At 60.6% G+C, this 14,594-nt stretch carries 10 protein-coding genes; 3 read left to right on the top strand and 7 right to left on the bottom strand.

Translation table 11 applies throughout. The annotated features are described in order from the left end of the window. Positions 1-70 precede the first annotated feature (70 nt). The 3 genes from rpsO (at position 71) to QMX97_RS05170 (ending at position 3,557) form a co-directional block, all read left to right on the top strand. On the top strand, positions 71-340 hold the full coding sequence (gene rpsO / locus QMX97_RS05180; RefSeq protein WP_003176135.1) for a 30S ribosomal protein S15: 270 nt from the start codon (positions 71-73) through the stop codon (positions 338-340). 194 nt (positions 341-534) lie between these two features. Further along, positions 535-2,640 (top strand): polyribonucleotide nucleotidyltransferase, encoded by a 2,106-nt coding sequence (gene pnp, locus QMX97_RS05175; RefSeq protein ID WP_282396307.1) that lies wholly within the window; start codon positions 535-537, stop codon positions 2,638-2,640. Between the two features lie 296 nt (positions 2,641-2,936). Beyond that, the gene (locus QMX97_RS05170) at positions 2,937-3,557 is read left to right on the top strand and encodes a BON domain-containing protein (RefSeq protein WP_065910272.1); all 621 of its coding nucleotides are present in this window, start codon (positions 2,937-2,939) and stop codon (positions 3,555-3,557) included. A gap of 253 nt (positions 3,558-3,810) precedes the next feature. On the opposite strand, the gene QMX97_RS05165 is transcribed toward QMX97_RS05170, so the two are convergent. The 7 genes from QMX97_RS05165 to panB form a co-directional block, all read right to left on the bottom strand. Further along, positions 3,811-6,741 (bottom strand): DUF748 domain-containing protein, encoded by a 2,931-nt coding sequence (locus QMX97_RS05165; protein ID WP_282396306.1) that lies wholly within the window; start codon positions 6,739-6,741, stop codon positions 3,811-3,813. Positions 6,742-6,828: 87 nt separating this feature from the next. Then, positions 6,829-7,845, bottom strand: a complete 1,017-nt coding sequence (locus QMX97_RS05160; protein WP_065910276.1) for a class I SAM-dependent methyltransferase — start codon at positions 7,843-7,845, stop codon at positions 6,829-6,831. Between the two features lie 57 nt (positions 7,846-7,902). After that, positions 7,903-8,772 carry an oxygenase MpaB family protein gene (locus tag QMX97_RS05155; protein WP_106802607.1) on the bottom strand — a complete coding sequence of 290 codons (870 nt, stop codon included), beginning with the start codon at positions 8,770-8,772 and terminating at the stop codon, positions 7,903-7,905. Between the two features lie 6 nt (positions 8,773-8,778). Then, positions 8,779-10,716: an acetate--CoA ligase gene (gene acs / locus QMX97_RS05150; protein WP_282396305.1), complete on the bottom strand. Its 1,938-nt coding sequence runs from the start codon at positions 10,714-10,716 to the stop codon at positions 8,779-8,781. 164 nt (positions 10,717-10,880) lie between these two features. Continuing rightward, positions 10,881-12,545 (bottom strand): glucose-6-phosphate isomerase, encoded by a 1,665-nt coding sequence (gene pgi / locus QMX97_RS05145; RefSeq protein WP_065910282.1) that lies wholly within the window; start codon positions 12,543-12,545, stop codon positions 10,881-10,883. Between the two features lie 213 nt (positions 12,546-12,758). Further along, entirely contained in the window at positions 12,759-13,607 is an 849-nt protein-coding gene (panC, locus tag QMX97_RS05140; protein ID WP_065910284.1) for a pantoate--beta-alanine ligase, read from the bottom strand. Further along, on the bottom strand, positions 13,604-14,404 hold the full coding sequence (panB, locus tag QMX97_RS05135; RefSeq protein WP_282396304.1) for a 3-methyl-2-oxobutanoate hydroxymethyltransferase: 801 nt from the start codon (positions 14,402-14,404) through the stop codon (positions 13,604-13,606). The genes panC and panB overlap by 4 nt, the downstream gene beginning before the upstream one ends. Between the last annotated feature and the right edge of the window lie 190 nt (positions 14,405-14,594).

The raw sequence follows: 14,594 nt of genomic DNA, 5'->3' as shown, positions 1-14,594 counted from the left end.
AGATACAGGGATTTGTCCCTGGCCTGTTGAGACTGCCCTTTGGGTGGTTTCCTGAAAAAAGGATTGCCTCATGGCTCTCGACGTTCAAGAAAAAGCACAAATCGTAGCTGACTATCAGCAAGCTGTTGGTGACACTGGTTCGCCAGAAGTGCAAGTTGCACTGCTGACCCACAACATCAACAAGCTGCAAGGTCACTTCAAGGCCAACGGTAAAGATCACCACTCCCGTCGTGGTCTGATCCGCATGGTAAACCAGCGCCGTAAGCTGCTGGACTACCTGAAAGGCAAGGATCTGGGTCGTTATCAGGCTCTGATCGGTCGCCTGGGTCTGCGTCGCTAATAAGCGATTGCGCTAGAGGTTGGTTGTCTGTCGTGTGTCAGTGGGATTCCCGCTGGCCCATGGCAGGCTCCCAGCCTCAAGTTTTATCTGGACACACGTTTTACCCTGGACAGCAGTCGGGCCGACTCCCGGCATTGCCCAAGAATTTCGCAAGAAGACAAGTTCCCCAAGAGCCACAAAGAAGGTAGGACACCGTGAACCCGGTTATCAAAAAATTCCAGTTCGGTCAGTCGACCGTTACCCTCGAGACAGGCCGTATCGCCCGTCAAGCCTCCGGCGCAGTGCTGGTCACCGTTGACGATGACGTCACCGTACTGGTGACCGTAGTCGGCGCGAAGACCGCTGACCCGAGCAAGGGCTTCTTCCCTCTGTCCGTTCACTACCAGGAAAAGACTTACGCTGCCGGTAAGATCCCTGGCGGTTTCTTCAAGCGCGAAGGCCGTCCTTCCGAGAAAGAAACCCTGACTTCCCGACTGATCGACCGTCCGATCCGTCCGCTGTTCCCAGAAGGCTTCATGAACGAAGTGCAGGTTGTCTGCACCGTCGTTTCCACCAGCAAGAAAACCGATCCGGACATCGCTGCGATGATCGGTACTTCGGCTGCCCTGGCCATCTCCGGTATTCCTTTCGATGGTCCGATCGGCGCAGCCCGCGTTGCTTTCCACGAGAGCACCGGTTACCTGCTGAACCCGACTTACGAACAACTGAAAGCATCGAGCCTGGACATGGTCGTTGCCGGTACCTCGGAAGCCGTTCTGATGGTTGAATCGGAAGCCAAAGAGCTGACCGAAGACCAGATGCTGGGCGCCGTGCTGTTCGCCCACGACGAATTCCAGGCTGTCATCAAGGCTGTCACCGAGCTGGCTGCCGAAGCTGCCAAGCCAACCTGGACCTGGGCTGCTGCCCCGGAAGCCACCGAACTGCTGGGTGCTATCCGCTCCGAGTTCGGCGCTGCTATCTCCGACGCCTACACCATCACCGTCAAGGCCGACCGTTACGCTCGCCTGGGCGAGCTGAAGGATCAGGTTGTGGCCAAGTTGTCCGGCGAAGAAGGCCAGTCTTCCGCCAGCGACGTCAAAGCTGCATTCGGTGAAATCGAATACCGCACCGTTCGCGAAAACATCGTAAACGGCAAGCCACGTATCGACGGTCGCGACACGCGCACCGTGCGTCCGCTGAATATCGAAGTCGGCGTTCTGCCGAAGACTCACGGTTCGGCCCTGTTCACCCGTGGTGAAACCCAGGCCCTGGTAGTCGCGACTCTGGGTACTGCCCGTGACGCACAGCTGCTGGACACCCTGGAAGGCGAGAAAAAAGACCCGTTCATGCTGCACTACAACTTCCCTCCGTTCTCGGTGGGCGAGTGTGGTCGCATGGGTGGCGCTGGTCGCCGCGAAATCGGTCACGGCCGTCTGGCCCGTCGTTCGGTCCAGGCCATGCTGCCGGCGGCTGACGTGTTCCCGTACACCATCCGTGTTGTCTCGGAAATCACCGAGTCCAACGGTTCCAGCTCGATGGCTTCCGTGTGCGGTGCTTCCCTGGCACTGATGGACGCTGGTGTGCCGATGAAGGCACCCGTTGCCGGTATCGCCATGGGCCTGGTTAAAGAAGGTGAGAAGTTCGCCATCCTGACCGACATCCTGGGTGACGAAGACCACCTGGGCGACATGGACTTCAAAGTAGCCGGTACCGCCAAGGGTGTGACCGCGCTGCAGATGGACATCAAGATCAAGGGCATCACCGAAGAGATCATGGAAATCGCTCTGGGCCAAGCCCTGGAAGCGCGCCTGAACATCCTCGGCCAGATGAACCAGATCATTGGTCAGTCGCGTACCGAGCTGTCGGAAAATGCTCCGACCATGATCGCGATGAAAATCGACACCGACAAAATCCGTGATGTCATCGGTAAAGGCGGCGCGACCATCCGTGCGATCTGCGAAGAGACCAAGGCTTCGATCGACATCGAAGACGACGGCTCGATCAAGATCTTTGGCGAAACCAAGGAAGCGGCTGAAGCAGCACGTCAGCGCGTTCTGGGCATCACCGCTGAAGCCGAGATCGGCAAGATCTACGTCGGCAAGGTTGAGCGCATCGTCGACTTCGGCGCATTCGTCAACATCCTGCCTGGCAAGGACGGTCTGGTTCACATCTCCATGCTGAGCGATGCTCGCGTCGAGAAAGTGACCGACATCCTGAAAGAAGGCCAGGAAGTGGAAGTGCTGGTACTGGACGTGGACAACCGCGGCCGTATCAAGCTGTCCATCAAGGACGTAGCAGCAGCCAAGGCTTCGGGCGTTTAAATACCCGCAGGCTTTAAGCTGGAAAAAGGACCCTTCGGGGTCCTTTTTTTATGTCCGTGAGAAAATGCCGGTAAATCAGGCGCTTAGTAAATCGAAAAAAACCGCAACTTGCATGCAGCATCGGTCAGGTTCATGCAAGTTGCACGATTCCGAAAAAAGCGTGTTTTCTTAACGTATTGTTTTATAAGGATTTATTTGGATATCGAGACTTGGCACACTGTCTGCAATATCCCTGTTAACGCTGCAGCATCAAGGTTCACACACTGCAGACTTTTAATAAAACAGGAGTTACTCGTATGAAGAAGTTCGCTCTCGCTACTGCTACCGCTCTGACCCTGGCCATGGGTGCTAACGTGGCCTTTGCCCAGACTTCCCAAGCTCCAATGACCATGGCGGCGGGTGAAGCCACCAAGGCAAAAGAAAGCGTTTCGGATACTTGGATCACCACCAAAGTTAAGTCTGATCTGCTGACCGAAAAAGGCATTCCTGGTTCGGACATCAAGGTTGAAACCAACAAAGGTGTGGTTTCCCTCTCGTCGACCGTAGCCATTTCGGATTCGCAAAAAGCGACCGCTGTAGCGATCACCAAGAAAATCAAAGGCGTAACTGCAGTTTCTGCTGATGGCCTGCTGGCTGGCGGCGCTACCAAGGCAGACAACGTCGACAAAACCAAAAGCGCAGCTGCAGGTGCCAAAGAGTCCACCTCGGACACTTGGATCACCACCAAAGTGAAAGCTGACCTGGTAACCGAGAAAGGCATTCCTGGTACCGACATCAAAGTCGAAACCAATAAGGGTGTAGTTTCCCTGTCCTCTTCGGTCGCTGTGACTGAAGCACAGAAAACTACCGCGGTGAACATCACCAAGAAAATCAAAGGCGTTAAAGCTGTATCGGCCGATGGCCTGAAAGCAGAGTAACGCTTATCCATTCGTCTGAACTAGGCGAAGGCGGCAACGAGTGAGCTAGATATCCACTCAATGCACCTCACGAGTTCATGCGACCGGCCACAAGGATGTGGTCATTACAGGCCCCGGCATTCGTGTCGGGGCCTGTTCTATTATGGGTCGAAATAAAACCTTAGTGCGAAAGCGGTCAGATGTGGCAGCAGGCTTGCGCGCGAATTCGGTGTGTCAGCCCATAACTGACTGACTGACGCACCGCCTTCGCAAGCTACTCGGCATCCAGGTGCATTGGCGTCACCACCCGGCCATCCTTCTCGGCCTGGCCCAGGTTGGCATCGATGAAGTACACCCGGTCATCTTCCAACTGCCCTTTGTCCACCAGGTAATCCTTGATGGTACTGGCGCGATCCTGGCCGAGCTGGCGCAGCAGCACATCACTGCTGCTCCAGAACTTGATTACACCGTCTTTCAACTTGGCCGTGCGGTCGTCGCGGCTGAGGTCTTTCCACTCGGCTGGCGGCTGCTGCTTCAGGCGCGTGCGGTAGATGCCTTCCAACAGCGGGGCCTTCTCGCTTTCCGGAACCACCAACAACGATGCCTGGGCCGGGACCTTGTCGCCACGGCGCTGGAGCATCTTGTAGTAGTTGTATTGGTATTCACGCTCCAGGCGCTGGGAGGCAAGGAACGGGCCGTCGCTGCTGGCCGCGGCCGTGCCTTCGATTTCCAGGCGCAGGGTAGGGCGTTCCTTGAGTGCCTTGGCCAGTGTATTCAGTGCACCTTCGGCGTCTTTGCTCAATTCGCTGGAGCCGGCGGCGAAGGACACATTACCCAGGTCCTCCGAGCCTCCCCCGGTGATCAGCCCGCCGATGAATTTGAACGGCGCCGTCGCCGCGCGTACCACCAGGTTTCGCAGGGTCTGCCAGACGATCGGCATCACGCTGAATTGCGGGTTGTTCAAGTCGCCGGTGACCGGCAGTTCGATCGAGATCTTGCCGTCGCTGTCCTTGAGCAACGCGATGGCCAGGCGAATCGGCAGGTCCACGGCATCGGCGCTGTCGACTTTCTCACCCAACTGCAGTTGCTCGACCACCACCTTGTTTTCGGCCTTCAGTTGGCCTTTGGTGATCACGTAGTGCAAGTCGAGGTTGAGACGGCCCTTGCGGATACGGAAGCCGGCGAACTTGCCCGAGTAAGGCGTCAGGGTGGTCAGCTCGACACGTTTGAAGCTGGTGGCGATATCCAGCGCCGCCATCGGATCAAACGGGTTTACGCTGCCTTTGATGGTGACGGGGGCGTAACGGTCGACCTTGCCCTTGATGTCGACGCTGGCCGGTTTGGCCTGGCGGCTGTCGATGGTGCCGATCTGCCCGTTGAGTTGTTGAATCGCCGTGGCGAAGTTGGGCGTGAGGCTGAAGTCGGCGAAGTTGGCCGAGCCGTCGTTGATCGCGATTTGCCCGACATGAATGCCCAGGGGTTTGTCTTTGCTGGCCGGTTTTGCTGTTGACTTGGCGCCACTGTTGGCCGGCTGTGGAATCAGCAGGTCATCCACGTTGGTGGTGCGGTCGTCGTTGATCATGAACCGTGCATACGGTTGCAGCAGGTTGACCTTGTCAATCGACAGGCTCTCACCGTGCTGGTAGTTCACGCCTTCCAGCACCAGGCGCTGCCACTTCACGAAGTCGCGGGTCTTCAGGGTGTCGAGGGTGTGCAACTGGTCGACTTGCGCCCGGCCCGTTACCTGGAGCTTCAGCGGATCGGCGCTCTTGAGGTTGACGTCCAGATTGCTGCCGAGCATGCCGCTACGCAGTTCCAGGCGAATAAACGGGCTGATATAGGACTGCGCCACCCGAAGGTCGATGTCCTGGGTATTCACTTTCAGCTTGGCGCTGATCGGGTTGAGGTTGACCTCGCCGGTTGCCTGGATCTTGCCCTGCTTGCCCAGGCCGGAGTCGACCTTCAAGGTGAAGGGGCTCTGGTTGAGGCTGTCGAAGTTCTGCATGTCGACGTTCAACGGGCCCAGTTCAAGCGCAACGGCGGGTTTGACCTGGCGGTCGGCCAGGTGCACTTGATAGTTGCGCAGTTGCACATCCTTGAGCAGCACTTGCCAGGGTTTGCTCGGCGCGGCGGGTTCGGGTTTCGGTGAGTCAGCGGTGGCCGGCGCCGTGGCAGGTTCCGGCGCCTTGGCCGGTTTGCTCGGTTGGCTGGCGAACAGTTTCTGCCAGTCAAGTTGGCCGTCGGCTTCACGGGCGGCCCAGGTTTCCAGTTTGTTGCTGCGGATCTTGCCGATGACGACCTGCTGCTTGGCCAGGTCAACCGTGGTCTCACTGACGTCCAGGCGCTCCAGGCGCACCAGCGGGCGACCATCCGGCGCGTTGATGGCAAACGGCGCGACGCTCGCTGCGGTGTTGGTCAGGTTCAGCTCGGTCTCTTTGGCCAGGCTGAATCGGTAGTCGGTACTGAAGTTGAGTACGCCGTCTTCGAGCACCAGTGGCAAGGCGTCGCGTACATAAGGCCACCAGGCTTTCATCTTGCCGTCGGTAACCTTCAGAGTCCCTTCGGAAATGATCGGCACCAGGCTGAAATTGCCTTTCCAGTCGATCCGCCCGCCTTCAGGTCCGGCGGCCACCAAGGTCATGTCGGCGTTGTCTTCGGGCAAGGTGCTGAGGTTCTTCAGTTCGAAGTCGAGCGTGTCGTAGAGAAATTCGATAGGTTCGCTGGGGCGCAGGTCCTGAAAGTGCACATAGCCGCCCGCCAGCTTGATGCTGTCGATACGCAATGGAAACGGCTTGGCATTTGGATCGGCCGGGCTAGGCTCGCTGGTCGGCAGCTTGAACAGCTGCGCCAGGTTCAACTGGCCGGACTTGTCGAAGAGCAGTTCGGTCTTGGGCTTGTCCAATTGCACATCGGCCAGGTGCAGTGCGCGAGTCCACAGGCTATCGATCTGCAGGTTGGCGTAGAGACGCTCGAAACCCACTTGCTCCTTGCCCGGCTCGCCGATTTTCAGGCCCCATGCCGTCACTTCCAGGCTGAACGGGTTGAGCTCGATGCGCTCGATCCGGGCCGGCACCGTGGCGTAATGGGCCAGTTGTTGGTTGGCAATGCGAAGGGCGATGCCCGGCAGAATCAGAAAGCCCAGCAAGCTGTACAGGGCAAGGGCGGTCAACAGGGCGCCAGCGGCGCGAATCAATCCTTTGGGCATGGGTGACGCCATCTATGTCGAACAAGAGTGCCTTGGAGTATGGCACGGGATTTCGGTTCCGAAGTACGCGGCTTCTTGGGAAAAGTACTACAGCTGCAGGATCAGGGTCTTCAACGGCGGCTGTTGGTCTTGCGAGGGAAAGTCCGCGCCAGGTGTCATGATCTGCCAGTCGCGTACCGGCCGCCCGGCTTTCTCGGCGCAGCGCAGCACCTGGTCGCGCCAGTCGTCCATGCTGACTTTTGCGAGGTTGTTGCAGCAGATCAGCACGCCGTTGTCGGCGGTGGCGAGCAGCGCCGGCTTGAGCAGGCTCTGGTAGTCGCGCAGCAGGTCGACAGTGCCGAATGCGCTCTTGGCCCAGGCCGGTGGGTCGAGCAATACCAGATCATATTGACGTGGCTCCAGGCGCGGGTAACTCGGCAGCTTCTGCCCACGACGTTGGGTAATCGGCAAGCCGGCCAACTGGCGAATCGCAGGGAAATAATCCGACTGCACAAACTCCATGGTCGGCAATTGCGGGTTGAGCAGGCCGTTCTCACGGCCGACCGCCAGATTGCCTTCGGCGAAGTCCAGGTTGCACACCTCGCGGGCGCCGCCGGCCGCGGCACTCAAGCCGACGCCACAGGTGTAGGCAAACAGGTTCAGCACGCTTTTGCCCGCGCTGTGCGCCTTGACCCAGCCGCGCGTGTTGCGCAGGTCAAGGAACAGCAACGGGTCCTGCCCGGCATGCCGCCCGCGCACGCGGTAATTGAGGCCCCACTCGTGGCCGATCATGTCTTCCAGCGCAGCGGGTTCGGCGCGGTACACCGTGTCTTCGCGGTCGATTCGCGAGTTGCCACGGGAGCGGTCGTTGTACACCAGCAGCAGTTCAAGGCCCAGGTGCTGGTTGATCTGTTGATGCAGCGCCAGCAGGTCGCTGGTTTCCAGGCTCTGGTGGAAGCTCTGCACCAGCAGTTGCGGGCCGTAGCGGTCGACGGTCAGGCCGCCGGCGCCTTCCTGGCTGCCATGGAACAACCGATAGCAATCGGTGCCCTGGGCATGCAGCTCGTTGATCAGGTCTTGGCGTTGATCGAGGGCGGCGCGCAGCGCCTGATTCAAGGAAGACATGGAGCGCGCCTTGCTGGGGAAATGAGGGCGCGGAGTTTAACAGTTATGCGCCACGGCCTACATCAACCCCATCCGCCGATGGGCGCGTTGCACCGAACCATTGCGCATCGCCCAACGCAGCAACGGCGCACTGCGCTTGACCCCGGCGCGGATCATCTGGCGCTGCAGCGGGCTCTGCTGTTGGTCGAGCATGGCGCTGGCCCAGTCCGGCAGCAGATCAATGCCGGCCTGCATCATCAAGGCACCGAAAGGCTTGGCCAGGTGGCTGGGCGCAGGCGCATTGAGCAGCAGGCGCAGCACTTCATGGCTGCGCTCGTCGCACAGCAGTTGAGGACGAATACGCGCCATGTAATCCGCCACTTCCTGCCGCGAGCGAGGCACATGCCGCGCGCCCAGTCGCTCGGCGACCAAGGCAATCTCGCTGTAGTAACGGTCCTGATCCCGGCCGGACAGGTGCGGGTTGCGATAGCGCAGGTGGGCAGCGAGGAAATTGCTTACCTCGGCCACGTGCACCCAGGTCAGCAGCTCCGGATCGCTGGCGGCATAAGGTCGCCCGTCCGGTGCATGGCCGACCACCTGCAGGTGAATGGTGCGGACTTTTTCGATCAGCCATTCGGCATCCTTGCGCGAGCCGAAGGTGGTCCCGGAGATGAACTGCGAAGTCCGCCGCAGCCGCCCGAGCATGTCCTGGCGGAAGTTCGAGTGATCCCACACGCCCGCCAGGGCCAGCGGGTGCAAGGCTTGCAGCATCAAGGCGCTGATACCGCCGATCAGCATGCTGCTGAAGTCGCCATGCACCTGCCAACTGACCGAGTCCGGCCCGAACAGGCCGGGGTCGCCCTTGGGGTTTTCCAGGTCCAGCTGGCCCAGTGACAAGCCGGTCAGGCTCATCAACTGGGTTTCAATACGGCTGCGCAGAAATTCCATGGTGTCCTATCGGTTCAGGCGTTTGTCGATCAGGCCGTCGACCACACTCGGATCGGCCAGGGTGGAAGTATCACCGAGGCTGTCGAGTTCGTTACAGGCGATCTTGCGCAGGATCCTGCGCATGATCTTGCCCGAGCGAGTCTTCGGCAAAGCGGGCGCCCATTGGATCAGTTCCGGCTTGGCAAAGCTGCCAATTTCCTTGCTGACCAGCTCCAGCAGGTGCTTTTTCAATGTGTCATCGGGCTCGACGCCATTCATCGGGGTGACGAAGGCATAAATGCCCTGGCCCTTGACGTCATGGGGGTAGCCGACGACGGCCGCTTCGGCCACCTGGTCATGCAGCACCAGGGCGCTCTCCACTTCGGCGGTGCCGATACGGTGGCCGGACACGTTGATCACATCGTCGATGCGCCCGGTGATCCAGTAGTCGCCGTCTTCGTCGCGCCGGGCGCCGTCACCGGTGAAGTAGTAGCCGGGGTAGGGTTTGAAGTAGGTGTCGATCATGCGCTGCGGATCGCCATACACACTGCGGATCTGCCCCGGCCAACTGGCCTTGATCGCCAGCACGCCGCTGCCGGCGCCGCTGATCACCTTGCCGTGCTCATCCAGCAGCGCGGGCTGTACGCCAAACATCGGCTGGGTCGCACAACCCGGCTTGATCCGCCGGGCGCTGACCAGCGGGCTGAGCATGATGCCGCCGGTTTCGGTTTGCCACCAGGTATCGACAATCGGGCAGCGCTGTTCGCCGACCGCGTTGAAATACCAGTCCCACGCCTCCGGGTTGATCGGCTCACCGACACTGCCCAGCAGGCGCAGGCTGGCGCGGGAGGTGCTCTGCAAGGGGCCATGGCCTTCACGCATCAAGGCGCGCAGGGCGGTGGGCGCCGTGTAGAAGATATTGACCTGATGCTTGTCGATCACCTGCCAGAAGCGTGAGCTGTCCGGGTAGCTCGGTACGCCCTCGAACATCAGCGAGGTGGCGCCATTGGCCAGCGGGCCATACACGATATAGCTGTGGCCGGTGACCCAGCCGACATCGGCGGTGCACCAGAACACCTCGCCATCGCGGTAATCGAGCACGTATTTGAAGGTCATCGCCGCCTGCAGCAGGTAGCCGCCGGTGGTGTGCAGCACGCCCTTGGGCTTGCCGGTGCTGCCGGAGGTGTAGAGGATGAACAGCGGGTCTTCGGCGTCCATGGGCTCGGGTGGGCAATCGTCGCTCGCGGCTTCCAGGGATTGCCGATACTTCAGGTCGCGGCCTTCGCTCCAGTTCACAGTCGCGCCGGTGCGCTCGACCACCAGCACTGTACTGACGTCCGGGCAACTGGCCAGGGCCTTGTCGACATTTTGTTTCAGTGCCACCGGCTTGCCGCCGCGCACGCCCTCATCGGCGGTGATCACGGTGCGGCAGTCGGCATCGAGGATGCGGTCGCGCAAGGCATCCGGCGAGAAACCCCCAAACACCACCGAGTGCACTGCACCAATGCGCGTGCAGGCGAGCATGGCGTAGGCCGCCTCCGGGATCATCGGCATGTAGATACACACCCGGTCACCTTTCTTCACGCCACGGCTTTTCAGCACGTTGGCGAGGCGACAGACGTTTTGGTGCAGTTGGCGGTAGGTGATTTTGGAAGCGTTTGTCGGATCATCGCCTTCCCAGATGAAGGCCGCCTGATCGGCGCGTTGCGCCAGGTGACGGTCGATACAGTTGTAGCTGACGTTCAGTGTGCCGCCGGCGAACCACTGGGCGGCGCCGGTGTGGATGTCCGACTGCTGGACGGTGTGCCACGGAGTTATCCAGTCGAGAAAGGCCATGGCCTGTTCAGCCCAGAAAGTATCCGGCTGGTCGATGGATTGGCGATAGAGGCGCTGATAGTCCTCTTGGCTGAGTTGCGCAGCCCGGCGGACGGCATCGGCGGTGGGGAATTGGCTGAGGTCGAACATGAGCGGTCCTTATTCTTGTTTTAGCGACAAGAGGGGAGCCGTGCGACCCTCGTAGGTGCCGGCTTGCCGGCGATGGCGTCCTGAAGATCGCTATCGCTGGCAAGCCCGCTCCTACACAGGGTGTGCTCCCGCAGGTTCAGACCGTAAGTGTAGTGCCGATCCCTTTAACCGCGGTGACGACCGCGGAAGTAGTTGATCAGGCCCTGGGTCGAAGCATCCTCGGCGGAGGTTTCTTCGGCGCCGGTCAGACGGTTGTAGACGCCCTTGCCCAGCTCCTTGCCCAGCTCCACGCCCCATTGGTCGAAGGCGTTGATGCCCCAGATCACGCTCTGCACGAACACCTTGTGCTCATACATCGCCACCAGCGCGCCCAGGCGGCGCGGGCTGATCCGTTCGACCACAAGGGTGTTGCTCGGGCGGTTGCCCGGGATCACCTTGTGTGGCGCCAGTTTCTGCACTTCGGCTTCCGGCAGGCCTTTGTCGCGCAGTTCGGCTTCGGCTTCGCTGCGGGTCTTGCCGAGCATCAGCGCCTGGCTCTGGGACAGGCAGTTGGCGTACAGCCACTGATGGTGATCGGACACCGGGTTGAAGCTGACAATCGGCACGATGAAGTCGGCCGGGATAAGTTGGGTCCCCTGGTGCAGCAACTGGTGGTACGCGTGCTGACCGTTGCAGCCGACGCCGCCCCAGATCACCGGGCCGGTATCGGTGGACACCGGTGTGCCATCCTGGCGCACGCTCTTGCCGTTGGATTCCATGTCCAGCTGTTGCAAATGCTTGGTGATGTTACGCAGGTAGTGGTCGTACGGCAGGATCGCATGGCTCTGCGCGCCCCAGAAGTTGCCGTACCACACGCCCAGCAGGCCCAGCAGCACCGGCATGTTCGACTCGAACGGGGCGTTCTGGAAGTGCTGGTCCATGGTGTAGGCACCGGACAGCAGCTCCTTGAAGTTGGACATGCCGATGGCCAGGGCGATGGGCAGGCCGATGGCCGACCACAGCGAGTAACGACCGCCGACCCAGTCCCACATCGGGAAGATGTTCTCTTCGCGAATACCGAAGGCCACCGCTGCCGCGTTGTTGCTCGATACGGCGATGAAATGGCGATACAGCTCGGCTTCCGAGCCACCCTGGGCCAGGTACCAGGCGCGGGCGGCCTGGGCATTCTTCAGGGTTTCGAGGGTATTGAAGGACTTCGACGAGACGATAAACAGCGTGGTCTCGGCGCGCAGCTTCATGGTCAGTTCGTGGAACTCACTGCCGTCGATGTTCGCCAGGTAGTGGCAGCGCACGCCTTTATGGGCGTAGGACAACAGCGCTTCGGAGACCAGCTCCGGGCCGAGGAACGAGCCACCGATACCGATGTTCACCACGTCGGTGATCGGCTTCTCGGTGTAGCCACGCCACAGGCCGTCGTGGATGCGGCCGACCAGGTCAGTGATCTGGTTCAGCACCTTGTGCACGTCCGGCATGATGTTCACGCCGTTGACCGACAGCTTGTCGCCCACCGGGCGGCGCAGTGCGGTGTGCAGGGCCGGGCGGCCTTCGGAGGAGTTGACTGGCTCGCCGGCGTACAGTGCGTCGATCGCGCCTTTGAGATTCACTTCCTTGGCCAGGCCCACCAGCAGGTCGCGGGTTTCGCTGGTGATCAGGTTTTTCGAGTAATCGAGGAAAAGTCCGCAGCTGCTCAAGGTGAACTGGGAAAAACGCTGGGGATCGGCAGTGAACGCTTCGCGCATGCTGAAATCCTGCATGGCTTGGCGATGTTGATTGAGCGCTTGCCAGGCGGGCAGAGCGGTAACGTCATGAGGAGTGCGGTAGTACGCCATCGCTGCGGGTTTCCTTTTATTACGGGGACTGCCTTTAGGACACTTCAAAGCCCGGAACGTCCAGTCTTTCATCAAGGGCGGGTTCCGGACAGCGCTAACCATAGCGCAGGGCGATTACATTAAACCTAGCGTGTCGATATGTCTTGGCTTTGTCTGCGCTGTGGCCGGTACTTTTTTATACCGGCACAGCGAGGAGGGCAACTGGCGGGGGGATCAGAGGTTCAGGTGCAGGTTGTCGATGAGGCGGGTAGCGCCCAGATAGGCGGCGACCAGGATCACCACATCGCGGTCCTCGGGCGTGGCCGGGCGCAGGTTCACGCCCTGGCGCACTTCAAGGTAATCCAGGCGCAGCCCGGCGGCTTCGATCTGCCGGACCTGTTCGGCGCGCAGCGTGGCGAAATCGTGGTCACCGCCTTTGATGGCGGCGGCGATCTGGCCGAGGCTGCGGTACAGCACCGGGGCGATGGCGCGTTGCTCATCGCTGAGGTAACCGTTGCGCGATGAGAGCGCCAGGCCGTCGTCGGCACGCACGGTCGGTTCGCCGATGATCTGGATCGGCATGTTCAGGTCATGGACCATGGCGCGAATCACCGCCAGTTGCTGGTAGTCCTTCTGGCCGAACACGGCCATGTCCGGCTGGACCATGTTGAACAGCTTGCTGACCACCGTCGCCACGCCCTCGAAGTGCCCGGGACGACTGGCGCCGCACAGGCCTTCGGACAACTGCGGGACGCTGACGCGGGTCTGGCCGCTCATGCCACCGGGGTACATTTCCTCGACGGTCGGCGCGAACAGCAGGTTGCAGCCGGCTTGCAGGAGCTTTTCCTGGTCCGCGGCCAAGGTCCGCGGGTATTTGTCCAAGTCTTCGCCAGCGCCGAACTGCAGTGGGTTGACGAAGATGCTCGCGACGACGAAGTCAGCCTGTTGCGCGGCTTTGGTCACCAGGGTGGCGTGGCCGCTGTGCAGGTTGCCCATGGTGGGCACGAAGCCGATGCGTTTGCCGGCTTTACGGGCATGGGCGACGGCAGCCCGCAGTTCGCGGACGGTTTTTACGGTGTTCATGCAGAGAATCCGTGTTCGGCGCCGGGGAAGGTCACGCCTTTGACTTCGGCGACATAGGCGCTCAGCGCGGCGTGGATGCTGTCCTGGCCGGTCATGAAGTTTTTCACGAACTTCGGCACGCGGCCGGTGAGCGACAGGCCGAGCATGTCATGCAGCACCAAGACCTGGCCATCGGTGGCCGAGCCTGCGCCAATACCGATCACCGGCACTTTAACGGCCTGGGTGATTTCTGCTGCCAGTTCGCTGGGCACGCATTCGAGCAGGATCATCGCAACGCCCGCTTGTTCCAGGGCGATGGCATCGGCACGCATCTGGCGCGCCTGGGCTTCATTGCGGCCCTGGACCTTGTAGCCGCCGAGGATGTGCACCGACTGTGGCGTAAGGCCCATATGTGCACAGACCGGCACGCCGCGTTCAGCCAGCAGGCGAATCGACTCGGCGAGCCATACGGCGCCTTCCACTTTGACCATGTGCGCACCGGCGCGCATCAGTTTGCCAGCGTTGTGGAACGTCTGCTCGACAGTGGCGTAATCCATGAACGGCAGGTCGGCAATGATAAATGCGCCGTCGTTGCCGCGCTTGACGCTGGCGGTGTGATAGGCGAGTTCATCGGTGGTGACGGGCAGCGTGCTGTCATTCCCTTGAAGAACCATGCCCAGGGAGTCACCTACCAGCAACACTTCAACCCCGGCCTGGCAACTGGCTTGGGCGAAGGTGGCGTCATAGCAGGTGAGCATGGTGATTTTTTCACCTTTGAGCTTGAGGCTCTGCAAGGTGGTCAGGGTAATGTCTGGCATGAAAAGGGTCCTCGTTCAGGCGCTTGGAAACAGCGAGTAACGCGCGTGAGTCTTCGTTTATACAGGCGCACTGTCTTGAGAGCAGTGCTTATAAGGCCTGGATTGCGCCCTTCAGCGCCGGGTTGGCGGCAGCGGGACGCCTATAGTCGTGAGGAGGACACGGGAAGTCAATTGGATGTGTTACCGCATT

The organism is Pseudomonas sp. PS01298, from assembly GCF_029959745.1.
Classification (GTDB): domain Bacteria; phylum Pseudomonadota; class Gammaproteobacteria; order Pseudomonadales; family Pseudomonadaceae; genus Aquipseudomonas; species Aquipseudomonas aylmerensis.
The sequence above is the reverse complement of the archived record's forward strand: the minus strand, read 5'-3'. Positions and strand labels throughout refer to the sequence as shown.